Raw genomic sequence first — 22,099 nt, 5'->3', positions numbered from 1 at the left:
ATTAAAGTTTCTGAAAAGAAAAATTCTTTAACCCATTGTTTTATAACAACTAATAATTTATTTTTATGTTTGGTTGTTTTTAAAAAAACGAAAAAAATATCTGGACATGTTACGGGTTTTCCCGCACAATATGCACCATCATGACAAAAGTTCTCTTCGTATGCATGGGCAACATTTGCCGGTCGCCCAGCGCAGAAGGCGTTTTTCGCCACCTCATCAATGACGCAGGCCTCTCAGAGGTCGTCGGGATTGATTCCGCCGGCACCCATAGCTTCCACGTTGGCGAGGCCCCTGATCCGCGGGCGATCGCTGCCGCACGAAAGCGTGGTTATGAGATTACCCGTGCTGAGGCTCGACAAGTCGAACCCGAAGATTTCCTTGAGTACGATCTCATACTTGCGATGGATTGGGAAAACCTTTCTGCTTTGCAGCAACAATGCCCCAAGCCCCATCAACACAAACTGATGTTGTTGATGCGCTTTGCGAACGAGTTTGAGGAAGCAACGGTTCCTGATCCTTATTATGGTGGCCCAGAGGGATTTGGAAAGGTGCTGGATTATCTCGAAGATGCTTGTCAAGGCGTGCTTGAGCTCGTACGCAAGCGTGCGACTCAGTATCAGGCAGCCTAAACTCCTGACGAGTGAAAAACCGCGCACTGCGCGGTTTTTTTACGACTTTTATCCTGAATCCCAACAAGGTTTTAAGGGTATACCCAACTAAAACACTCGGGAATTATGTATACTTGAGTTGTTTAGTCGGGTAAGTCTTTAAACACTCAAGGTTTCTTCAAAGGATACTGTCATGAGGCTCACTACAAAAGGACGTTTCGCCGTCACTGCCATGATTGATTTGGCTCTCCGCCAACAGGGAGGTCCCGTCACATTGTCGGCCATCAGTCAGCGCCAAAACATCTCTCTTTCCTATCTGGAACAGCTGTTTGGAAAGTTACGCCGCCACGAGCTGGTTGAAAGTGTTCGCGGCCCCGGCGGTGGTTACACCTTGTCCCGTCTTGCTCGCAACATCACGGTCGCCGACATTATTTTTGCAGTCGACGAGCCAATCGATGCGACCAATTGTGGTGGTAAGTCGGCCTGTGATAGCGGTACTGATGGCAAGCCTGGCATTTGTATGACCCACGAGCTTTGGTCGACGCTCAACCGCAAAATGGTCGATTTTCTTGATTCTGTGTCGCTTCAAGATCTTGTGGACCAGCAGCGTTTGCGTCAGATCCAGGAGGCTAGCAAGTCCTCTGGCGCAGGTGTGCGTGTCAACGTTGTCGGTACGACAGGTTCTTCTCTTTCCACAGAGCCTGCGTCGATTAGTCTTTAAGAATATTCAGGAGTTTCAGCATGTCAACCCGTCCTATTTATTTTGACTACTCGGCCACGACTCCGGTAGATCCTCGAGTTGTTGAGAAAATGATTCCCTGGCTTTACGAGCATGCAGGTAATCCTGCGTCTCGAAGCCATGCATACGGATGGGAAGCCGAGGAGGCCGTCGAGCGCGCACGTGAGCAAGTAGCTGCTCTTGTGAACGCAGATCCAAGAGAAATTATCTGGACATCAGGCGCGACTGAATCGAATAACCTCGCTATTAAAGGTGCAGCGACTTTTTATGCAGAGCGCGGCAAGCACATTATCACCGTCAAAACCGAACACAAGGCAGTATTAGATCCATGCCGGGAGCTTGAGCGACAAGGATTTGAGGTGACTTATCTTGATGTGCAAGAAAACGGCTTGATTAGCATGGATGCACTCAAGGCTGCGATCCGTCCTGATACCGTCCTGATTTCTGTCATGTTCGTCAACAATGAAATTGGTGTCATCCAAGACATTGCAGGAATTGGTGAACTTTGTCGCTCCAAAAATATTATTTTCCATGTGGATGCTGCCCAGGCAACCGGCAAGGTTGCGATTGACTTGCAAACGCTCAAAGTTGATCTGATGTCTTTCTGTGCACATAAGACTTATGGCCCCAAAGGAATCGGTGCGCTATTTGTTCGACGCAAGCCCCGCATCCGGATCGAGGCGCAGATGCATGGTGGAGGACATGAGCGTGGTTTCCGTTCGGGAACACTCGCGACTCATCAGATTGTTGGCATGGGCGAGGCTTTTGCTTTGGCTCAGCAAGAAATGGGCACTGAAAACGAACGTATTCGCATGCTTCGGGATCGTCTATGGGCCGGACTTTCGCAAATCGAGGAGGTCTATCTGAATGGAGATCTCGAACATCGCGTTCCTCACAATTTGAACGTGAGCTTCAATTATGTTGAAGGCGAGTCTTTGATTATGGCAATCAAAGAGTTAGCGGTCTCGAGCGGTTCCGCCTGTACTTCTGCCAGTCTTGAGCCTTCATATGTTTTACGTGCATTGGGTCGGAATGATGAGTTGGCACACAGCTCGATTCGTTTCACGATTGGCCGCTTCACAACAGAGCAGGATATCGATTTTGCAGTGGAGTTGCTCAAAGCACGTGTGGGCAAGTTGCGCGACATGTCGCCTCTTTGGGAAATGGCCAAAGAAGGTATCGATTTAAATTCAGTTCAGTGGGCTGCCCACTAAACGCATTGGTTGGAGAACACAAATGGCTTACAGCGAAAAAGTACTGGATCACTACGAAAATCCACGTAATGTGGGAACGTTCGATAAAAGTGATGACCAAGTGGGTACTGGAATGGTCGGTGCCCCGGCTTGTGGCGATGTGATGAAGTTGCAGATTCGCGTCAACGATGCAGGAATTATCGAAGATGCACGTTTCAAAACTTATGGTTGTGGATCTGCCATTGCTTCGAGCTCGCTCGTGACAGAGTGGGTAAAAGGTAAGACTCTGGATGAGGCTTTAACCATTCGCAACACGCAGATCGCTGAAGAGTTGGCTCTTCCTCCTGTCAAGATTCATTGTTCCATTCTTGCTGAGGATGCGATCAAGGCTGCAGTTGAGGATTACAAAAATAAGCATACGGGGTAAATCATGGGCGTCACATTGACATCTCAGGCTGCCGACCATATCGGCAAGTACCTTCAAAAACGTGGTAGTGGTATTGGACTACGTTTGGGCGTGAGAACAACGGGTTGTTCTGGTATGGCTTACAAACTTGAATACGTAGACGAGCCTGCTGCCGAAGACCAAGTGTTTGAGAGTTTTGGTGTCAAAGTGTTCGTTGATCCAAAGAGCTTGTCCTATTTGGATGGCACCGAACTCGATTACGCTCGCGAAGGGCTGAACGAAGGCTTTAAGTTTCGTAATCCGAACGAAAAGGCGACCTGTGGTTGCGGCGAGTCTTTCACGGTATAAATCTCTTGGATACGCTCAGTCAAGGTCCACTTGCATCCCAGGATCATTTCACTTTGCTGGGACTCCCCAGGCGTTTCAGCATTGATCCTACAGTGCTTGAGTCGTCTTGGAAGAAAGTGGCTTTGGCTGTTCACCCGGATCGTTTCGCTACACGCTCTGCCGCTGAAAAACGGGTAGCTATGCAGTGGAGTTCTCAGGCAAATGAGGCTTATCGGATTTTGAAAGATCCACTTTCCCGAGCGCGCTATCTGTGCGAACTCGCGGGTGTTGATTTGCAAACTGAAACAAACACTGCAATGTCTTCTGATTTTTTATTCAGACAGATGAGTTGGCACGAGCAGCTTGATTCTTTGCTTGAGATCGAAGATCAATCCTCCCGTCTCTCTGCATATCAAGCTCTCAATCAAGAGCTGATTGAGGCCGAGCAAGAAGTTTCAAATGCTGTCAGTGAATTTTTGGAACAAGAGCGTTACGATATGGCGGCTTCGCGTGTCCGCGAGTGGTTATTTTTAAACAAGCTGATTGCGCAGTTACGTGCAATTAATTAGACCTTGCGGTCTCTATGCTGCACAGAGTGCGATTGAAGCAAACATATGGCGTTATTGCAGATTTCTGAACCTGGTGAGTCACCAGCACCACACCAGCGTCGTTTAGCGGTTGGGATTGATTTAGGCACGACGCATTCATTGGTCGCTGCTGTCCGAAGCAGTGTTCCCGAAGTGCTGGGTGATGAGTCGGGTCGTCCGCTCGTGCCTTCCGCGGTTTATGTGGGGGCCGATGGTCAAGCGGCAATCGGTTTTGATGCACTCGCGCAACAAGATGCATTTCCTCTTGATACCCTCGTGTCGATCAAGCGGTTGATGGGTCGATCCTATCATGAGGCGCTTGAGTCTGGGATGCCTTATCATTTTATCGAGGATGGTCAAAGTGTCAGAGTGAAGACTCAATATGTCACCCTTTCACCCGTCGAGGTTGCCGCCAAGATCCTTGAAAAATTGAAATTACTGGCTGAGGGAACGCTGGGTGATGACCTGGTTGGGGCAGTCATTACGGTTCCCGCCTACTTCGATGACGCGCAACGTCAAGCAACCCGAGACGCAGCGCGCCTGGCGGGTTTGAATGTATTGCGTTTGTTGAATGAGCCGACTGCTGCGGCCATTGCTTACGGACTTGATCATGGTTCTGAAGGTGTATATGCGGTCTATGATCTAGGTGGAGGCACTTTTGATATTTCATTGCTCAGGCTTTCCCGTGGTGTGTTTGAAGTGATTGCCACCGGTGGCGATACTCGACTGGGGGGAGATGACTTTGACGGATTGATCGTTGAGCACTTCGTCCACATACACCATCTGAATAATCTGGATCATCCATCGCGTCGGATATTACTGAGTGCCGCGCGCCGGCTACGCGAAAAATTAACTGACCATCAAGAGCATATTGAGCCTGTCAGCCTGAATGGCGCTCAGTATTCTCTCCAACTTTCCCGTGATGCCTTTGAACACATTGCTGAGCCTCTCGTTGCTCGTACGCTTTCATGCGCTCAACAAGCGCTCAAGGATGCCTCGCTGAGCACCTCTGATATTAAAGGTGTGGTGATGGTGGGAGGTGCGACACGCATGCCCGTGATCCGAAGACGTGTGGGTGAGGCATTTGGTACTGAACCTTTAACGGATTTGGATCCGGATCAAGTTGTCGCTCTGGGTGCGGCTCTCCAAGCAAATCTTTTAGCGGGCAATCGTCATCCCGGGGAGGACTGGTTGCTTCTCGATGTGACGCCATTGACACTTGGTTTAGAGACCATGGGTGGACTGGTCGAGCACATCATCCCGCGTAACAGTACGATCCCTGTTGCGCGAGCCCAAGAATTCACAACTTTCAAGGACGGTCAGACAGCGTTGGCTGTTCATGTTGTGCAGGGCGAACGAGATTTAGTTTCGGACTGTCGGTCTTTGGCCCGTTTTGAGCTACGTGGGATTCCCGCCATGGTGGCTGGCGCTGCGCGTATACGCGTCACCTTTCAGGTGGATGCAGACGGATTGCTGAGTGTATCTGCGCGGGAGCTTGGCTCCGGTGTGGAAGCCTCCGTCACTGTCAAACCATCCTTTGGTTTGGATGATGATGAGATTTCCCGCATGCTTTCCGAAGGCATGTCCAAGGCTGGACATGACGCAACAATGCGAATGCTCAGAGAGGCTCAAGTGGACGCGCAGCAATTAATTGAGTCTGTGACGGCCGCACTTTCCGCAGATTCGGATTTACTGAGCGCGTCTGAGCAGACGCGTATCGAGCAACAATTGCAGATGACTCAGCGTGCAGCCGCCGGTGAAGACGTTGAGTCAATCCGTACGGCAATTAAAGCTTTGTCAGCGGTGACCGACGATTTTGCGGCGCGACGTATGGATCGCAGTATTCGTGCTGCGTTGACTGGTCGTTCATTAGAGGACTTATAGGATTCGTTCATGCCCAAAATTACTGTTTTGCCACACCCGGAAGTTTGTCCCCAAGGTAAGGTGATCGAAAACGCTCCAACGGGTGAGTCTATTTGTCGAGTTCTTCTTGATAATCATGTGGAGCTTGAGCATGCCTGTGAGCTCTCATGTGCCTGCACGACCTGTCATGTTGTGGTCAAAGAAGGCTTCCAGTCCCTGGCCGAAGCATCTGATTCAGAGGAAGATCTTCTTGATCGAGCATGGGGACTTTCCACTACCTCTAGACTCGCTTGCCAGGCACGCGTTGCGAATGCCGACCTAACAATTGAAATTCCGCGATACACCATTAATCACGCAAAAGAAAATCACTAAAACATTCTGTTGGCAATCGTGTAAAGTATCCCGCACATCAATAATAGTGGAGAACTCATGAGACCCAACAGCATTCGTCAGAAAATTTCTTCTGGTCAGCCAGTGATCAATGGTTGGCTTGCCATTCCTTCTTCCTACTCAGCAGAGGTAATTGGTCACCAGGGTTTTGACTCCGTGACCGTTGATCTTCAGCATGGCATGATCGGAATCGATGCGGCGCTTTCCATGTTTCAGGCTTTGTCATCGACCCCTGCGATTCCTTTGGCCCGAGTACCGTGGAATGATCCAGCGCAAATCATGCGTCTTTTGGACAGCGGCGCCTATGGCATCATCTGCCCGATGATTTCAACCGTTGACGATGCGGCTAGTTTCGTTTCCTCTTGCCGTTATCCTCCCCATGGACAGCGCTCCTTTGGGCCAGCTCGAGGATTTTTGTATGGCGGTGCAGACTATTATCCTCAAGCTGATAAAGAAATTCTTACGCTTGGAATGATTGAAACACAAGCTGGATTGGATAATTTAGACAAGATTCTCGAGATTGATGGCCTAGATGGTATCTATATCGGTCCAAATGATCTTGCACTTGCACTGGGTAGCGTTCCAAAATCTGAATCTGACGATCCAGTCGTCATGAAAGCGGTTGAGCATATTCGTGCGCGTGCTATCGCACATGGAAAAATAGCCGGGATTTTTTGTTCATCTGGTGAGGCCGCTGCCATGCGGATTAAGCAAGGCTTCCAGATGGTCACTCCGGGCAATGAGGCCGCACTGATGGCAAATGCTGCCAAAGCTGCTGTGTCAACCGCGCGTGGGGCGCAAACTTCCGCACCCTCTAAAACTGGTTATTAATCATTTCGGAGATCCAATGGTACGATTTTCAGCGAACCTTGGTTTTTTGTGGTCTCAATTGCCGTTGCTTGAACGCATCGAGCGGGCTGCAGCCAATGATTTTCGTGCCATTGAATTGCACTGGCCCTACGATACAGAGGCCTCTCAGGTACGCGAGGCCTGTCAGCGTCTTGGAGTCAAACTGCTTGGTATCAATGCACCGATTGGGGATGGATCAAAGGGTGAGTCCGGTTTGGCTGCTTTATCGGGTCGCGAAGTCGAATTTCAAAAATCTTTTGAAATGTCGCTTCAATGGTGTTTAGAGGCAGGCGGCTCCGCCATCCATGTGTTGCCTGGAATCATCGATCCACATGCGCATGGGCAGGCGACACAAACTTTAGTCAAAAATCTAAAGTGGGCGGCAGATCTGGCGGCTGAGCAAAGTGTCACTATTTTGCTTGAGGCCATCAATCAACGCGACAAGCCTGGATATTTCTATTCTACTCAAGCGGAGTCGAACGCTATACGTGAAAAATGTGAGCGAGATAATATCAAGCTCATGTTTGACGTCTATCATGTTGGCGTAGCCGAAGGGGATATCCTCACCAAGCTAACCAAATATTTTCCTCATATTGGGCACATTCAGATTGCAGCTGTACCCAGCCGTGCTGAACCGGATGAGGGAGAAGTCGCTTATTCAGCTGTTTTCAAACATATCGACAGCTTGGGTTATCAAGGCTGGATAGGGTGTGAATACAAACCACGCGAAAGCGTTGAAACCGGTCTCGCGTGGCGTACGGCTTATTTGCCTGAATGTTTCTAACTGGATCAGACAGACAACGTTAATCTTCTTTACGTAAATGTGGAAACAGAATGACATCCCGAATGCTCGGGCTGTCTGTCAGCAGCATCACTAACCGGTCGATACCGATTCCACATCCGCCTGTCGGTGGCATTCCATATTCCAGTGCACGGATGTAATCCGCATCATAGAACATCGCTTCTTCGTCGCCAGCGTCTTTTGCTTTGACCTGCGCGTGAAAACGCGCTGCCTGATCTTCAGGGTCGTTCAGCTCCGAAAAACCGTTGGCGATTTCTCTTCCTGTAATAAAAAGCTCATAGCGTTCTGTAATGCCAGGGCGAGTATCCGATTCGCGGGCAAGAGGAGAGACTTCGATAGGATAGTCGACAATGTAAGTTGGATGCCAAAGCTGTGACTCCGCAGTCTCTTCGAAAAGAGCAAGCTGAAGTGCCCCAATGCCTGCATGAGCCAGATTTGGAGCGTTCACATCCACGCCGCGCTTTTTGAGTTGATTTTTAACGAACTCGATATCAGAAAGCTGATTTTCCGAAAACTCTGGAACATGTGCGAGGATTGCCTCGACGATTGTCAGACGATGAAAGGGCTTGGATAAATCAAGCTCACGACCTTGATAGGTCAGCGTTGCTGTTCCACATGCCTGTATCGCCGCAGCGCGAATGATTTGTTCCGTGAAGTCCATGAGCCATTGATAGTTTGTATAGGCTGCATAGAATTCCATCATCGTAAATTCGGGGTTATGACGTGGACTGACGCCTTCGTTTCGAAAGTTACGGTTAATTTCAAATACACGCTCAAAACCGCCTACGATCAAACGCTTGAGATAAAGCTCGGGTGCAATGCGTAAAAACATCTCCATATCGAGCGCGTTGTGATGCGTGACAAAAGGCTTGGCTGCAGCTCCGCCAGGAATACCGTGGAGCATGGGTGTTTCGACTTCCAGAAAACCAGCATCCACCATCGTTTGACGGATTGCACTGATCGCTTTGCTTCGAGCGATAAACGTCTCACGCGTCTGTTCGGTCATGATGAGATCAACGTATCTTTGACGATAACGAAGCTCTTGATCGGAAACACCATGAAACTTGTCGGGAAGAGGGCGGAGAGACTTCGCCAGTACACGCGCTTGCGTGGCGTGGATGGATAATTCGCCTTTGTTCGTTTTGAAGATGTGGCCTGTGATGGCAATGATGTCGCCAATGTCCCACTGCTTAAAAGAATCGTAAAGATCCTCCCCGAGACTGCCCCGTTCGAGATAGATCTGTATACGTCCAGTGCTATCTTGAAGTGTCGCAAAGCTGGCTTTACCCATGACTCTTTTGAGCATCATGCGTCCGGCAACAGACGCGGGGTGCGCGGCGGCAGCCAGTGTTGCCTGATCTTGTTCGCCAAACTCTGTATGCAATTTATCCGCACGGTGTGTCGGGACAAAATCATTTGGAAAGGCGACACCATTGGAGCGCAGACCGGTCAGTTTGGCCCGTCGTTCTGCGATCAGGTGGTTTTCATCGTGCTGGGGAGTATTCGAGTCAGTCATGATCAGGCGTTGTGTTGACGGATATCGTCGATTGTTTTGGTACCAAAGGCTTCGCTTTCGAGAATCTTCAGCAGACGTTGAGCGACCGTAGCGGGATCAGCAAGTTGCTTGTTTTCCTTGAAGCCGATAAACCGATCGAGCGAGGGAAGATCGTTTTTAGAGGTTGCCCGAATAGTTTCTTGCATCGGTGTGTCAATGACCCCTGGCGCCATGGAAACAACTCGAGCACGATCTCCCATGTCAAGCTGCGCAGCCTCTGCAAACCTGTCCATAGCGGCTTTGGTCGCACAATAAACCGCCCAGCCTGAGCTCACATTTCGTCCCGCTCCTGAGGAAATAAGCATGACTCTGCGATCGGTTGCCTGTGTCGCGCTGTTCAGGACATGCGCCGTGAGAAAAATGGCTGAGGTGATGTTGACATGGAAGGCATCGTTAATCGCCTCAAGATTTGTCAAGTTTGGAGTCTGCGCGATTGGCGTCACAGTGCCGGCATTGTGAATAAAGCGTATGTGTGAGTAACCAGCGAACAGCGGTAAGAGCTGTGAGGCAGCATTTTTGACCGCTTCGCTATTCGAGAGATCGACTTCGATTTGTGTCAATGCTGTGCCATGCGATTTGGCAATCTCAATTAAATTCGGAGAGGCTTTTCGCGACAGAGTCACAAGATGTTCACCACCTGCGGCGAGTTGCTCGGCCATCGCAGCGCCCAGACCGCGAGTCGTACCCGTCAGAATAGTCAGCTTTTTCATATTTATACTCCTTGCTTCAGACTCGCCTGGATAAATGGATCCAGATCTCCATCCAGCACCTTTTGCGTGTTGGAAATCTCGACGTTGGTGCGCAAGTCTTTAATTCGACTTTGATCCAGCACGTAGGATCTGATCTGATGTCCCCAACCAACATCTGTTTTCGCATCTTCCATTTTTTGCTGTTCAGCCATGCGATTGCGCATCTCGAGTTCATAGAGTCTCGATTTCAGCATTTGCATGGCTTCGGCGCGGTTTCGGTGTTGAGAGCGGTCATTTTGACATTGCACGACAATGTTTGTCGGAATGTGTGTAATACGAACAGCCGAATCGGTTTTGTTGATGTGCTGACCACCCGCGCCACTCGCGCGATATGTGTCAATGCGCAAATCAGCCGGATTGATATCAATTTCGATCGAATCATCGACTTCGGGATATACAAAGACACTCGCAAAAGAGGTATGGCGTCCTCCCGAGGAGTCGAAGGGGCTTTTGCGTACGAGTCGGTGAACACCACTTTCGGTACGTAAAAATCCGAAGGCATATTCACCTTCAATTTTAATGGTGGCAGATTTGATGCCTGCGACTTCACCCTCGGATTCTTCGAGCAGTTCTGTTTTAAAACCTTTGCGTTCGGCGTATCGAAGATATTGCCGCAATAGCATCGATGCCCAATCTTGTGCCTCGGTTCCACCGGCTCCTGCCTGAATGTCTAAAAAGCAGTTCAGTGGATCGGCGGGATTGGAAAACATTCGCCTGAATTCCATGCCTTCGAGTGTGGCCTGAAATTGTTCAGCATCTTTTTCAATGGCTTCGAGTGTCGCATCGTCATTATCGGAGGCTGCTAATTCAAATAGCTCCAGAGAGTCAGTAATCGACTGTGCGAGTGAAGTCAGTGTGACAACGACATCTTCAATGCTTTTTTTCTCGCGACCCAAGTCTTGGGCGCGCTTGGGATCATTCCAGACGTTTGGATCTTCCAGTTCGGCATTAACGACATGGAGTCGTTCGGCTTTGACGTCGTAGTCAAAGATACCCCCGAAGTGCTGCCTCACGCGCGGCGTAATCTAAAAGGCGTGAAGAAATTTGATTTTGACGTTCTGCGTCCATGTTTTTTTGATTTCCGCTCTATAAATAGGTGTAACCCCGTAGTTTAACGGAGTCTTACTTTTGCTTCATTTTTAATCGATGTCAGGCTGCTTCAGCGTATTCCACGATGAGCTGAACTGAAATCACGCCATTCCAGACGTTTTGGTCTAGTTTGTATGCCATTTTGACAAATTCAGGGAGTCTGTCCGTGTGATTAAACCAGATGGCGTCAAATCTTTGATGGCCACGTTGTACAGATAGCTTGAGGTGTTTCTCTCCGACAAGTTTCTGACTACGGATATGAAATTCGTCTAAAAACAGAGGGGCTGCAAATCCCGCTCCCCACACCTGCTGCTCAAGGATATTGGCCACTTGGGCATTCGCATAACCCTCCTCAAGAGAGCCATCTGTCTCGATGACAGGTTCGAAGCTAGACCGCCCCGTTAATTCGATGACGGCCAGATCAAAAGCAGGCGCAAAACGATCGAAATCGTCTCTACCCAGAGTCAATCCAGCCGCCATGGCATGGCCACCAAACTTGCGAATCAAGCCAGGGTGTCTTTTCGAGACCAGATCAAGTACGTCTCGTAAATGCACATCCGGGATAGATCGTCCTGAACCCCGCAATTCATCATCGCCTGCTGGTGCAAACGCCAAAGTCGGACGGAAAAACTTTTCCTTTAGACGTGAGGCCACGAGACCCACAACGCCTTGATGCCAATCGGGATGAAATACGCAAACCGAGGCGCCCAGTCTGCCGGTCTGAACAGAATCTGTGGCCGCAAGGGCTTGTTCCTTCATGATGTTTTCAATTTGTCTGCGCTCTCGATTGATGGTGTCGAGCTCGCGCGCGAGGGATAAAGCCTGCATGTCATCATTCGTGATGAGGCAACGTATGCCAAGTCCCATGTCGGCCAGGCGACCAGCCGCGTTGATGCGGGGACCTATCGCGAAACCTAGATCAAAGGCACTGGCTGCTTGTGGATCCCTGGAGGCAACTGCGAATAATGCCCGGATACCAGGTTGCATCAGGCCTCTTCGCATGCGCTCAAGTCCCCGCGTCACAAGCAGCCGGTTGTTGGCGTCAAGTTTGACGACATCGGCCACCGTACCCAGAGCAACCAAATCCGCGAGAGCGTCGAGTCTGGGACCACCATTGGGGGGAAAATGACCTCGGTTTCGAAGTTCCGCCCTCAGGGCTAGCATGAGATAAAAAATGACGCCTACACCTGCAAGATTTTTCGAAGGGAAACCACAGTGAGGCTGGTTTGGATTGACGATTGCGAGGGCTTCGGGCAATCGATCACCCGGCAAATGGTGATCAGTCACAATGACGCCCATTCCTGCTGCGTTTGCCGCAGCCACGCCCTCAACACTCGCAATGCCGTTATCCACGGTAATCAGGATGTCTGGGCGTCCTGAGGCATGTTGACATGCAAGCTCAACGACGGCGGGGGACAGACCATATCCTGTTTCAAAACGATTCGGAACGAGGAAGTCAACGCGTGCGCCCATTTCTGTCAATGCCCGCATACCGACTGCGCAGGCTGTTGCGCCATCGCAGTCATAATCGGCGACGATCAGCATTCTTTTGCCTGCTTTGATGGCATCCGCCAGTAATTGCGCGGCGTATTCAGCTTGCGTCAGCATTTTCGGGGCAAGCATTGCTGGCCAGTCCAGCTGCACATCTTCCTGGCGCTGAACCCCTCTGGCTGACCAAAGACGAGCCAGCAGCGGATGAATCCCTGCATTTTGAAGTCGTTGAGTGGTCTGGGGATCAGACGGTCGAATGATTAATTTGGGCGTGTCCACCATGCAGTCCAGTTTTGAGGGCGGCGGGGCAGTGCGCGTTGCCACCAGGATTGTTGAGGAGGGCTGAGCTTGACGATTCTGCGCTGTCCCACAAGTGTGATATCGAGGCCTTCAGGTAAAAGGCTCAATTGTTTGGACAGCGTCGGAAGTTGTTCAATCCAGCTTGCCCAATCGTTTACTAAAAAACTCTTTGTTAAATCATTTAAATAAAGAGAATCTGAAGCTTTGTTTAAGGGCTTCCACCCACAGGCACCGCCATAAAGCCAAAGGCTATTGACGGGTTCAAGGCCTTTCAGGGCTCTTTGCTCGTTCACTGGATGAGAGTGCCAAATCATTTGGATTTCATTGAGCAACTTGCGCCAAACAGTCGTTGAATCATCTTGGGGCCACCAGTCCGAGACCTCCAGAGAAGAAACGGCCGCAGGCGAAATGGAGTTCAGTCGCACGGATCCAGGTAACCATACTCGCCAACGGCCTAAATCGATGGGCAGAGCAGAGATGCCTCGCTCCTCCCATAGAGGTTTCACTGAATCGTAGAGCGCCTCTGCATGCTCATGGTTCAGTTCCAGTAATTCGGACGGCTTCAATGTCGCGCCATCCCGCCCAATTGAAACGGAGGACATGTCTGCGATCCAGACGGCTTCATCACCTACTATTATCCCTGCCCTCAGAGGGCCAAGACCGGCGCCAAAAGTGTGTCCATCCTGTCCGGTAAAACCGTTATCGGAAAGTTGTAAATACTCCAAGGGAGTGCACCCGTAGCTTTCAGGGGGACAGTCTATTTCTTTTGCGGCAAGAGTGGACAAGCGTCTAACCAAAGCCGGACATTTTTCTTGAACATGGGCAATAAGATCCGCCGCAACGGATGAAGGTGGGAGAGAACCTGGAATGATGAGTTGCATACTCGGAATTGTAGTTGGATGGCCATGTATTTGGGGGTTTGATGCGATAATGCATAGGTGTTTAAATTACCTTACGAACTTTGGATTGGTGCCCGCTATGCGGGCTTGAGTCGCGCCCGTGCCCGTGGAGGACGACGCGATGGCTTTGTGTCGTTTGTCGCTGCGACTTCGATGGCCGGGATTGCGCTGGGTGTAGCAGCCTTGATTGTGGTTCTCTCCGTGATGAATGGCTTCCAGAAAGATGTGCGTGATCGCATGCTTTCTGTTCTGCCTCATGTCGAAATCTATGTGCCTGGTGGTGAGCCTACCCAAGTCTTGGAACAGTGGGCTGATTTGGCAAAGCAGGCACGTCAGTCCCCGCATGTCACGGGAGCCGCCCCGTTTGTCGCCGCACAAGCCATGTTGATGCGTGGGCAAGATTTACGCGGCGTTCAAGTCAGAGGGATTGATCCAGAGACTGAAAAAGAGGTTTCCGAAGCTGGGCGCCAAATGGTTCGGGGAAAGCTCTCTGACCTCAAACCCGGTTCTTTTGGCATTATTTTGGGGCAGGAGTTGGCCGATTTACTTCAGGTCAGGATCGGCCAGACAGTCATGATGCTTGCTCCTGCGGCCAGCATCAGTCCCGCAGGTTTTACACCCAGAATGCGTCAGTTCACTCTTGTCGGGACATTTCGTTCCGGACACTACGAATACGACTCATCTCTGGCGTTTATCGATGCGACGGACGCTGCCAAAATGTTTCGCGACAGCGGCATGGCAGGTGTCAGGCTCAGAGTGGATGATATGCACCGTGCGCCCGAAATTGCCCAGTCTTTGATCCCCTTATTACCCGGCAATGTTGCTGTGGCTGATTGGTCACGTAACAACAGAACCTGGTTCGCGGCAGTCCAGACAGAAAAGCGAATGATGTTTCTGATTCTGGCTTTGATTGTCGCCGTTGCGGCGTTTAACCTTTTGTCCTCTTTGGTGATGGCCGTCAAAGATAAACAGTCTGATATTGCCATCCTTCGAAGTTTTGGCGCGACTCCAGGTGAAATCGCACGAATATTCCTGGTGCAGGGCGCTCTCATCGGTGTGATCGGAACGCTTTTGGGCGTGATTGGAGGGGTTTCAATCGCCTTTAATGTGGATGTTTTAGTTCCTGCAATCGAGAGAATGATTGGCGCTCAGTTTTTACCCCGTGAAATATATTTCATTAGCGCCTTACCTTCAGATCCTCGATTGTCCGACATTACGACGATTGGATTGACTTCGCTGGTTATGTCGCTTGTCGCCACGCTTTACCCGAGCTGGAGGGCTTCTCGCCTCCAGCCAGCTGAGGTGTTACGTCATGACTGATCAGTCTTTCGCGCATAAATCAGCCGAGCCCTCTGTTTTTGCTCTTCAGGCAAAGAATCTGTCCAAATTCTATGACGATGGAAATACGCGTATTGATGTCTTGCGCGAAGTGAGCCTTGACATCAGACGGGGAGAGTTGGTTGCTGTCATTGGTGCTTCCGGATCCGGAAAGAGTACGTTGTTGCATGCACTGGGGCTATTGGATTTGCCAACATCCGGTACGGTTTGTGTGGCAGGCCAACCATCCGAGGGCTTGTCTGAGTCAGCCCGAAGCCGTTTGCGTAACCGGGAACTAGGCTTTGTGTATCAGTTTCATCATTTATTGCCTGAGTTCACCGCGCTGGATAACGTTGCGATGCCCCTGATTGTGCGTCGAGACAGTCGCGGAGACTCGCGCGCGGCGGCAGCAAAGTTTTTAGATTTAGTGGGCTTGTCTGCCAGAACCACACACTATCCGGGTCAACTGTCTGGTGGAGAGCGGCAACGCGTCGCACTTGCCCGAGCCCTTGTGACGCAACCCGCCTGCGTACTCGCCGATGAGCCAACCGGTAACCTGGATAGACATACGGCCCATCAGATGTTCAAACTCCTTAAACAGGTTAATGAAGAGTCTCGCACTGCATTTTTGATCGTGACGCATGATCCCGAGCTCGCTGCACTGGCAGACCGACGACTGTTTATGGATGCCGGGCGACTGGTCCATGCGCCTTGATACACACTGTCATCTTGATGCTTCGGAGTTTGACTCAGATCGTGAAGCTGTCATTAACCGAGCTGTCAATCTAGATGTTCGTGCGATCGTCATACCTGCGGTAGATGCTGGGAATTTTGAGCGCGTTCGAGCATTGGCTCATTCGTTTCCGCAAGGGTTTTATGCGCTTGGTATTCATCCCATGTATGTTCAGCACGCGACTCAACAAGACTTGGATGGTCTGTATGATTTGCTTGTGCGATATCGAGATGACCCCAAATTAGTCGCTGTGGGTGAAATTGGCTTGGATTTTTTTATCCCGGACATTTCACAAGGCTCGGCCCGAATCAAACAGGAGCAGTTTTACGAAGCTCAGCTTGCCATGGCGTGTGAGTTTGATTTGCCCGTCCTTTTACATGTCAGACGGTCCCAGGATGTATTGCTCAAATACTTGAGGCGCAGCAAGGTACGGGGAGGCATTGCGCATGCTTTCAATGGCAGCATGCAACAAGCCACGCAGTTTATCGAGCGAGGTTTTGCGTTGGGAATAGGTGGAGCGATGACGTTTCCACGTGCGCTTCAAATCCGACGCTTGGCCACAGAACTCAGCCTGAACGCACTTGTGATTGAGACGGACTCTCCAGATATTGCACCCGCTTGGTTGCACGGTCACCGTCGAAATGAACCTGATCAAGTTGCAGAAATCGCCCGAGTCCTCGCCGAGCTTCGGTCTCAAACTGAATATGAAGTACTTGAAGCAACGGCTCAAACCGCACTGCGAGTATTGCCGCGCTTGGCAACACTCGCAGCATGATCAAAGACTTAGCCTGAATGGCTACCATGCTGGTGAGGACGGCTTTCTTGACGATCAGGCAGAGTCATCCCTTTTTCTTTCGCACGCTTCTGCATTTCGGCCCGCATGCTCTTTCGGATCGCTTGCCGCTCCTCTGGGGTTTTCGCAGCTTGCATCTTGGCACGCATTTGAGTGCGCTCTTCCGGGGTCATGAGTTTGCTCATTTCTGAACGCTGTCCTTTCATCCCATGATGTTTGCCTTGACCCATTCCTGGTCCTTGACCATGCTGCATACCTTGACTCATGTCACGATTCTGATTGGTGGAAGGTGTGACCGGAGCGGGTGTTGTTGCAGGGTTCGCGGCCGATGACTGCACAGCGTCGCTATTTTGCGATGAGGTCGATTGCGCCTGGGCGCCGGCAAAAACCAGAGAAACACCCAAAGTGGCTAATAATGTAGTTGCAATGTTGCGTGTGCTTTTCATGATCTATTTCCTATTGAGGTCAAGTCGCCGTCACAACCTTTTGGTGCAACGGATAGATCACATTTGAGCAGTTTGAATGGTATTTTTTATGTCACGGCTCATCATTTTTGTATCATTACTCATTGATACTGTAGTTTGATACATTTCAATACAATTTAGTGATCTAGCGTGGTTTTCACGAGGGAGTCATGAAGGCATGATGAGCACTATGGACCACATTCTCATCGTTGACGACGATCGCGACATCAGAGATCTTCTGAGCGAATATTTACAAAAGCAAGGCTATCGTGTTACTGCCGCTGCAGATGGTCGCTCTATGCGATCGGCTATTTCACGCGCTGAGCCTGACCTGATTGTCTTAGATTTAATGATGCCAGGAGAGGATGGGTTGTCTTTATGCCGTGAGGTGAGGGCGCATTCAGACATTCCCATCATCATGTTGACAGCAAGAAGTGAAGAAGTCGATCGCATCGTTGGTTTAGAGATGGGAGCGGATGATTATTTGTCTAAACCCTTTAGCCCAAGAGAGCTGGTCGCCCGCATTAAAAGCATTTTGAGACGAAGTCGCGCTTTGCCTTCAAATTTGAAACCGGAACAAGTGAGAGTATTCAGATTTTCTGGATGGTCACTCCATGTTGCAACCAGAAATCTTATTTCACCCGAGGGGGTCAATGTTGCTTTGAGTGGTACGGATTACAAACTACTGAGAATTTTTTTGGACCACCCCAATCGGGTTTTAAACCGTGATCAGTTGATTGACATGACTCAGTCCCGCGATGCCGGTCCTTTTGATCGAAGTATTGATTTGCAAGTCAGTCGTCTCAGAAGGCGTTTGAATGACAATCCCAAAGAGCCATCAATCATTAAAACAGCGCGAGGCGAGGGATATGTGCTAGCCGCTGAAGTCATATTGGAAAATGAATGAGGATGATTCCCCGTTCCCTTTTTAGTCGATTAGTCATCGTATTTTTATTGGGTTTGATTGTTGCCCAAGTGGCCAGTCTTGCAATCGTGCTTCAGGATCGTGGTGAGTTTTTATCCAGAGCCAGTGGCGTTCAGTCCGTGAGGCGTATCGCCGATACGGTCATTTTGTTTGATACCGTGAGTATTTCAGAGCGTGAACGACTCGTGAAGTTATTGAGTTCACCTTCAATGCGGATTTCAATCATGTCGGAGAGACCACGCTTGCCGGTCGCGCGTGTGCTTCGCGAAACGAACGAATCGCCTCAGTCTGTGATGTTTACCTCCATTCTTCAGCGTATGTTGGGTCGCGAGAGAGACATCAAACTTGTCGTCTTGGAGCCCTCTCAGCAAACAACGACCATCCCTCGCTATCATGGCCGTTTGAATACATCCGTGGTCGCTCAAATCAAACTAGATGACGGTAATTGGGCAATTTTCGATTCACAACTTCAGCCAGACACCTGGACTTGGCCATATCGGGCACTATTAAGCGCGCTTGTTCTACTTATAGGTGTATTGTTACTTGCAGTGATCGGTGTACGGTGGGTGACAAAACCACTCAAAAACTTTTCTCAGGCAGCCACTGAGTTGGGGAAAAATCTCGATCGGCCGCCATTGCCTGAAACAGGGCCTGTTGAAGTTCAACAAGCCGCTCGGGCCCTGAATGGTATGCAAGCACGTTTATCGAGATATTTGCATGACCGCACGCGTATTCTTGCTGCGATGTCGCACGATCTCAAAACGCCGATTACTCGTATGCGCCTGAGAGCCGAGTTGCTGGATGACGAGGTCAGTAAAGAAAAATTCAAACGAGATTTGACAGAGCTTGAGTCAATGGTGAGCGGCACCCTGGATTTTATGCGTGGCCTTGAAACGAGTGAACCCGTGCAACCTCTGGATATCAATGCGCTATTTGAAAGTTTACAGTCCGATGCGCTTGAATGCGGTCACACTGTAAAGATTATCGGACGCATTCACACGCCTTTTTATTGTCGGCCGCAAGCCATAAAAAGATGTTTTTCCAATCTTTTGGATAACGCGATCAAATACGGAGCAATCGCGCACGTTCAACTGATTCAGTTACCAAAGTCTCTGCATATCGTCATCAGCGATGAAGGATCGGGAGTCCCTCCCGAAGAATTGGAGAAGCTATTCGATCCGTTTTACAGGCTTGAGTCTTCACGAAATCGAGACCATGGCGGTACGGGTTTGGGTTTAACGATCGCCCGCAGTATTGTCGAGCAGCATGGTGGAACTTTGATTTTGAAAAATGGAGCCAAGACTGGACTTGAATGTCATCTTGATTTTCCAGTCAATGGTTAACCCAGTTTTGTTAATCTAGTATTTTTACTTGATGCCAAAAGCATTCAAGATACGATACAAGTCTGAAGCTTGCGTTGCACTATTGGGTGTTTCGCAGGAGATCGGATGGGCAGATTGCTCGCACTTTCAATCGTAGCGGGATCCGTTTATATACAAAACCTAGCTGCTTTGCCCTCATTCTTTGAGCTTTTGCTTGCAATGGGTGGGATTTGCGGATGTCTGATTCTTATTTCCAGAGTACTCCTCTGGGCTGAGCGGTCAGATCAATCATTCACGACCAGCATGTTGCGCACTCTACGCAACATTCTTCTTTTGATCTTGATTATGACTGTTTCTTGCGCATGGTCTACCAAGCGGGCGGAGTGGCGCCTCCAGGATAGACTCGATGCCGCGCATGAAAACGTGGTCACCAAGCTTTCATTCCTCATCACCGGTTTAGTTCAAGATCAAGGTGATAGTTTTCGATTCGAAGCTCAAGTCCTGGATGAAGATCAAACACATTCTGAGCGTCCAGGAATTCCAAGGCACATTCAAGTGGTTTGGCGTAAATCAAATGATGACCGTGGTTTGCCTGAAATTATTCCGGGTCAGATTTGGCGTGCTGCTTTGATTTTTCGAAAACCCCGAAGTGCATTGAATCCACATGGTTTTGACTACGAGGCTCATTTGTTGAGTCGCAATATACGTGCGATCGGACGCGTGCGTGGTGTTCCAGTCTTGGTGAGAGATGAACCATTCGCTTCGATGCAAGTCATCGTTTCCAGGGGCCGACAATATTTACGATCTGCAATGAGAAAGCATGTTGTTGACATGACCTACGGTGCTGTACTCATCGCACTGGCTATCGGAGATCAGGACAGTGTTTCACCCGAGCACTGGGAGGTTTTTAACAAAACGGGCATTACCCACCTCGTTTCCATCAGCGGTTCTCATGTCACGATGCTGGCAGCATTTGGTGGATTTTCAATGCTCTGGGCTTGGAAAAGATTGCGATGGGGCGGAAGATCACTGGCTGAAAAAGTTCCTGCGAAAATCATGGCAGCGCTCACGGCACTTTTGGTGGCTTGGATGTATTGCTTGCTTGCAGGATGGGGCGTTCCAGCCAGAAGAACTTTTTTCATGCTTTTAGTTTCTGGACTTGCTTTGTTATCTCGTCTTCCAATACGAGCATCGAGTGTGCTCTGCATAGCCGCTGCAATCGTCACAATGATTGATCCGTGGTCTGGGGTTTCAACAGGATTCTGGTTGTCTTTTGGAGCAGTAGCTGTCCTGTTTTACCTAGGGTCACAGACACAAAATCTAACTAATGAAACCTACTCATGGCATCAACGGTGTTGGCGCATGTTTAAAGAGTCGGCACGTTTGCAGTGGTTGATCACACTTTCCATGCTGACAGCACTGGCGTATCTCTTCCAGCAAGTATCGATTAGCTCCCCGCTTGCAAACGCGATCGCAATACCAGTCGTTACATTTATTGTGACCCCACTTGCTTTGTTAATGGGAGTGGTTGCCCTGATGCCGTGGTTAGATGTTGTCGCGCAGGGTATCGCCTGGGGTGCACATTTCGCATTGGACTGGAGCATGATGCCAGTGGGATGGCTTGCCTACGCACCTTGGTCTAGTCTTTCAGTTTCAGCAATGCCAATCTGGTGCCTGGTGATATCGCTCGCCGGAATCGCTTGGGCACTTCAACCTCCAGGGGTTCCACTGAGGTGGGTGGGATGGTCGTTATTGTTGCCCGCCCTGACATGGCAACCTCAACGTCCAGCGCCTGGATCATGGAGGATGATTGCGATGGATGTCGGTCAGGGAGGAGGTGTACTTGTTCAAACAAGCAGACATATGCTTATTTTTGATGTCGGACCGAGGATGGGTGTGAGTGATGCAGGCCAACGAGTCGTGAATCCATTGCTGCGCGCACTGGGAGTCAAGCATATTGACGCTCTTGTCGTATCGCATTCAGACATCGATCATGCAGGAGGCCTTCCCGGACTACTCAAGGAGACTCCAGTATCGATTTCATATTCGAGTTTCAATCTTGAACAATGGATCAAACTTCAGCGGATCAAACTCAAACAGAATCACTCTGGCCCTATGCCTCTAAAGATGTTGAATTGCGTGGTCGGACAAAAATGGATATGGGATGATGTGACGTTCAGTATGCTGCATCCTGAGAAAGAAGCAGTTGCCAAAGACAGCGCAGATCAGGCCAGCGGATATAAAGAAAAAAAGGTCCGATCTAATGCTCAAAGTTGCGTGCTGCATGTGAAAGGTCGATATCACTCGGTTTTATTGCCTGGCGATATCAGTATTAAACAAGAGAACGAAATCCTTCAGCGCACTGCGAGTGAAGACTTGCGAGCGGATGTCGTCGTTGTGGCCCATCATGGATCACTGACATCCTCCTCACAAAATTTTATCTCGCTGATTCGGGCGCAACATGCGATTGCACAAACTGGTTATTTCAATCGTTTTTCTCATCCTGCGGGTGAAATTGAGCGACGATGGCGGGCTAGTCACGTGCAATTTTGGCGAACCGATCAACATGGCGCTGTGATTGCGGAGTCTGACGACAAGGAACTACGCTTGTATTCAGAGGCAGTCAGTCACAAGAAGTATTGGCATGAAAGGGAGTTTTCCCTTGAAAATCCCCCATGAATTTTATTAATTGTCAGCC

22 protein-coding genes are annotated in these 22,099 nt (G+C 49.8%); 16 read left to right on the top strand and 6 right to left on the bottom strand.

Features of this window, described 5'->3' with window-relative positions:
• Window positions 1-137 precede the first annotated feature (137 nt).
• From QWY30_RS07900 to QWY30_RS07855, 10 genes are all read left to right on the top strand, one after another.
• On the top strand, window positions 138-629 hold the full coding sequence (locus QWY30_RS07900; RefSeq protein WP_290240100.1) for a low molecular weight protein-tyrosine-phosphatase: 492 nt from the start codon (window positions 138-140) through the stop codon (window positions 627-629).
• A 172-nt stretch (window positions 630-801) separates the two neighbouring features.
• Entirely contained in the window at window positions 802-1,329 is a 528-nt protein-coding gene (locus QWY30_RS07895; protein ID WP_290239894.1) for a Fe-S cluster assembly transcription factor, read from the top strand.
• Between the two features lie 20 nt (window positions 1,330-1,349).
• Entirely contained in the window at window positions 1,350-2,561 is a 1,212-nt protein-coding gene (locus QWY30_RS07890; RefSeq protein ID WP_290239893.1) for an IscS subfamily cysteine desulfurase, read from the top strand.
• Between the two features lie 22 nt (window positions 2,562-2,583).
• Window positions 2,584-2,967, top strand: coding sequence for a Fe-S cluster assembly scaffold IscU (gene iscU / locus QWY30_RS07885; RefSeq protein ID WP_290239892.1), 384 nt, complete (start codon window positions 2,584-2,586; stop codon window positions 2,965-2,967).
• Between the two features lie 3 nt (window positions 2,968-2,970).
• On the top strand, window positions 2,971-3,294 hold the full coding sequence (iscA, locus tag QWY30_RS07880) for an iron-sulfur cluster assembly protein IscA (RefSeq protein ID WP_290239890.1): 324 nt from the start codon (window positions 2,971-2,973) through the stop codon (window positions 3,292-3,294).
• Window positions 3,295-3,299: 5 nt separating this feature from the next.
• Window positions 3,300-3,842, top strand: coding sequence for a Fe-S protein assembly co-chaperone HscB (gene hscB, locus QWY30_RS07875; protein WP_290239889.1), 543 nt, complete (start codon window positions 3,300-3,302; stop codon window positions 3,840-3,842).
• Window positions 3,843-3,887: 45 nt separating this feature from the next.
• On the top strand, window positions 3,888-5,744 hold the full coding sequence (hscA, locus tag QWY30_RS07870) for a Fe-S protein assembly chaperone HscA (protein ID WP_290239887.1): 1,857 nt from the start codon (window positions 3,888-3,890) through the stop codon (window positions 5,742-5,744).
• A gap of 9 nt (window positions 5,745-5,753) precedes the next feature.
• Window positions 5,754-6,095, top strand: a complete 342-nt coding sequence (fdx, locus tag QWY30_RS07865; RefSeq protein WP_290239885.1) for an ISC system 2Fe-2S type ferredoxin — start codon at window positions 5,754-5,756, stop codon at window positions 6,093-6,095.
• Window positions 6,096-6,152: 57 nt separating this feature from the next.
• A complete protein-coding gene (locus QWY30_RS07860; protein WP_290239883.1) occupies window positions 6,153-6,944 on the top strand; it encodes an HpcH/HpaI aldolase family protein in 792 nt (263 codons plus the stop codon).
• 16 nt (window positions 6,945-6,960) lie between these two features.
• A complete protein-coding gene (locus tag QWY30_RS07855; protein WP_290239881.1) occupies window positions 6,961-7,746 on the top strand; it encodes a hydroxypyruvate isomerase family protein in 786 nt (261 codons plus the stop codon).
• Window positions 7,747-7,765: 19 nt separating this feature from the next.
• Here QWY30_RS07855 and lysS read toward each other — a convergent pair whose 3' ends face one another.
• From lysS to QWY30_RS07830, 5 genes are all read right to left on the bottom strand, one after another.
• The gene (gene lysS / locus QWY30_RS07850) at window positions 7,766-9,280 is read right to left on the bottom strand and encodes a lysine--tRNA ligase (protein WP_290239879.1); all 1,515 of its coding nucleotides are present in this window, start codon (window positions 9,278-9,280) and stop codon (window positions 7,766-7,768) included.
• A gap of 2 nt (window positions 9,281-9,282) precedes the next feature.
• Window positions 9,283-10,029 carry an SDR family NAD(P)-dependent oxidoreductase gene (locus tag QWY30_RS07845; RefSeq protein WP_290239877.1) on the bottom strand — a complete coding sequence of 249 codons (747 nt, stop codon included), beginning with the start codon at window positions 10,027-10,029 and terminating at the stop codon, window positions 9,283-9,285.
• 2 nt (window positions 10,030-10,031) lie between these two features.
• A protein-coding gene (gene prfB / locus QWY30_RS07840; protein WP_290239876.1) for a peptide chain release factor 2 occupies window positions 10,032-11,136 on the bottom strand; the annotation gives its coding sequence in 2 pieces (ribosomal slippage) (window positions 10,032-11,054 and window positions 11,056-11,136; 1,104 coding nt in all).
• A gap of 81 nt (window positions 11,137-11,217) precedes the next feature.
• Window positions 11,218-12,930: a single-stranded-DNA-specific exonuclease RecJ gene (gene recJ / locus QWY30_RS07835; RefSeq protein WP_435433378.1), complete on the bottom strand. Its 1,713-nt coding sequence runs from the start codon at window positions 12,928-12,930 to the stop codon at window positions 11,218-11,220.
• The gene (locus QWY30_RS07830) at window positions 12,909-13,829 is read right to left on the bottom strand and encodes a hypothetical protein (RefSeq protein ID WP_290239872.1); all 921 of its coding nucleotides are present in this window, start codon (window positions 13,827-13,829) and stop codon (window positions 12,909-12,911) included. The genes recJ and QWY30_RS07830 overlap by 22 nt, the downstream gene beginning before the upstream one ends.
• Before the next feature lie 105 nt (window positions 13,830-13,934).
• On the opposite strand from QWY30_RS07830, the gene QWY30_RS07825 reads away from it, so the two are divergent.
• From QWY30_RS07825 to QWY30_RS07815, 3 genes are read left to right on the top strand one after another with little or no spacing between them, the layout of a single operon-like run.
• A complete protein-coding gene (locus QWY30_RS07825) occupies window positions 13,935-15,167 on the top strand; it encodes a lipoprotein-releasing ABC transporter permease subunit (RefSeq protein WP_290240098.1) in 1,233 nt (410 codons plus the stop codon).
• A complete protein-coding gene (locus QWY30_RS07820; protein ID WP_290239870.1) occupies window positions 15,160-15,879 on the top strand; it encodes an ABC transporter ATP-binding protein in 720 nt (239 codons plus the stop codon). Before QWY30_RS07825 ends, QWY30_RS07820 begins: the two co-directional genes overlap by 8 nt.
• Window positions 15,869-16,672 carry a TatD family hydrolase gene (locus QWY30_RS07815; protein ID WP_290239868.1) on the top strand — a complete coding sequence of 268 codons (804 nt, stop codon included), beginning with the start codon at window positions 15,869-15,871 and terminating at the stop codon, window positions 16,670-16,672. Before QWY30_RS07820 ends, QWY30_RS07815 begins: the two co-directional genes overlap by 11 nt.
• A gap of 8 nt (window positions 16,673-16,680) precedes the next feature.
• On the opposite strand, the gene QWY30_RS07810 is transcribed toward QWY30_RS07815, so the two are convergent.
• On the bottom strand, window positions 16,681-17,136 hold the full coding sequence (locus QWY30_RS07810; RefSeq protein ID WP_290239866.1) for a hypothetical protein: 456 nt from the start codon (window positions 17,134-17,136) through the stop codon (window positions 16,681-16,683).
• Between the two features lie 199 nt (window positions 17,137-17,335).
• On the opposite strand from QWY30_RS07810, the gene QWY30_RS07805 reads away from it, so the two are divergent.
• From QWY30_RS07805 to QWY30_RS07795, 3 genes are all read left to right on the top strand, one after another.
• The gene (locus QWY30_RS07805) at window positions 17,336-18,061 is read left to right on the top strand and encodes a response regulator (RefSeq protein WP_290240096.1); all 726 of its coding nucleotides are present in this window, start codon (window positions 17,336-17,338) and stop codon (window positions 18,059-18,061) included.
• A 2-nt stretch (window positions 18,062-18,063) separates the two neighbouring features.
• Window positions 18,064-19,422 carry a sensor histidine kinase gene (locus tag QWY30_RS07800; RefSeq protein WP_290239864.1) on the top strand — a complete coding sequence of 453 codons (1,359 nt, stop codon included), beginning with the start codon at window positions 18,064-18,066 and terminating at the stop codon, window positions 19,420-19,422.
• Between the two features lie 105 nt (window positions 19,423-19,527).
• Window positions 19,528-22,080: a DNA internalization-related competence protein ComEC/Rec2 gene (locus QWY30_RS07795; protein WP_290239861.1), complete on the top strand. Its 2,553-nt coding sequence runs from the start codon at window positions 19,528-19,530 to the stop codon at window positions 22,078-22,080.
• The last annotated feature ends 19 nt before the right edge of the window (window positions 22,081-22,099 follow it).

Origin of the sequence: Zwartia panacis (assembly GCF_030410395.1) — a bacterium.
Classification (GTDB): domain Bacteria; phylum Pseudomonadota; class Gammaproteobacteria; order Burkholderiales; family Burkholderiaceae_B; genus Zwartia; species Zwartia panacis.
Note: the sequence above shows the minus strand (reverse complement) of the source record. Positions and strands in the feature narration are given on the sequence as shown.

Excerpts from the sequence above, each read along its gene's own strand:
- recJ (WP_435433378.1), bottom strand. The coding sequence starts at position 12,930 with ATGGTGGACACGCCCAAATTAATCATTCGACCGTCTGATCCCCAGACC.
- QWY30_RS07800 (WP_290239864.1), top strand. The coding sequence starts at position 18,064 with ATGATTCCCCGTTCCCTTTTTAGTCGATTAGTCATCGTATTTTTATTG.
- QWY30_RS07810 (WP_290239866.1), bottom strand. The coding sequence starts at position 17,136 with ATGAAAAGCACACGCAACATTGCAACTACATTATTAGCCACTTTGGGT.
- QWY30_RS07830 (WP_290239872.1), bottom strand. The coding sequence starts at position 13,829 with ATGCAACTCATCATTCCAGGTTCTCTCCCACCTTCATCCGTTGCGGCG.
- QWY30_RS07820 (WP_290239870.1), top strand. The coding sequence starts at position 15,160 with ATGACTGATCAGTCTTTCGCGCATAAATCAGCCGAGCCCTCTGTTTTT.
- hscA (WP_290239887.1), top strand. The coding sequence starts at position 3,888 with ATGGCGTTATTGCAGATTTCTGAACCTGGTGAGTCACCAGCACCACAC.
- QWY30_RS07805 (WP_290240096.1), top strand. The coding sequence starts at position 17,336 with ATGAGCACTATGGACCACATTCTCATCGTTGACGACGATCGCGACATC.
- iscA (WP_290239890.1), top strand. The coding sequence starts at position 2,971 with ATGGGCGTCACATTGACATCTCAGGCTGCCGACCATATCGGCAAGTAC.
- QWY30_RS07890 (WP_290239893.1), top strand. The coding sequence starts at position 1,350 with ATGTCAACCCGTCCTATTTATTTTGACTACTCGGCCACGACTCCGGTA.
- QWY30_RS07815 (WP_290239868.1), top strand. The coding sequence starts at position 15,869 with ATGCGCCTTGATACACACTGTCATCTTGATGCTTCGGAGTTTGACTCA.
- QWY30_RS07845 (WP_290239877.1), bottom strand. The coding sequence starts at position 10,029 with ATGAAAAAGCTGACTATTCTGACGGGTACGACTCGCGGTCTGGGCGCT.
- QWY30_RS07795 (WP_290239861.1), top strand. The coding sequence starts at position 19,528 with ATGGGCAGATTGCTCGCACTTTCAATCGTAGCGGGATCCGTTTATATA.
- QWY30_RS07895 (WP_290239894.1), top strand. The coding sequence starts at position 802 with ATGAGGCTCACTACAAAAGGACGTTTCGCCGTCACTGCCATGATTGAT.
- QWY30_RS07855 (WP_290239881.1), top strand. The coding sequence starts at position 6,961 with ATGGTACGATTTTCAGCGAACCTTGGTTTTTTGTGGTCTCAATTGCCG.
- fdx (WP_290239885.1), top strand. The coding sequence starts at position 5,754 with ATGCCCAAAATTACTGTTTTGCCACACCCGGAAGTTTGTCCCCAAGGT.
- QWY30_RS07860 (WP_290239883.1), top strand. The coding sequence starts at position 6,153 with ATGAGACCCAACAGCATTCGTCAGAAAATTTCTTCTGGTCAGCCAGTG.
- lysS (WP_290239879.1), bottom strand. The coding sequence starts at position 9,280 with ATGACTGACTCGAATACTCCCCAGCACGATGAAAACCACCTGATCGCA.
- iscU (WP_290239892.1), top strand. The coding sequence starts at position 2,584 with ATGGCTTACAGCGAAAAAGTACTGGATCACTACGAAAATCCACGTAAT.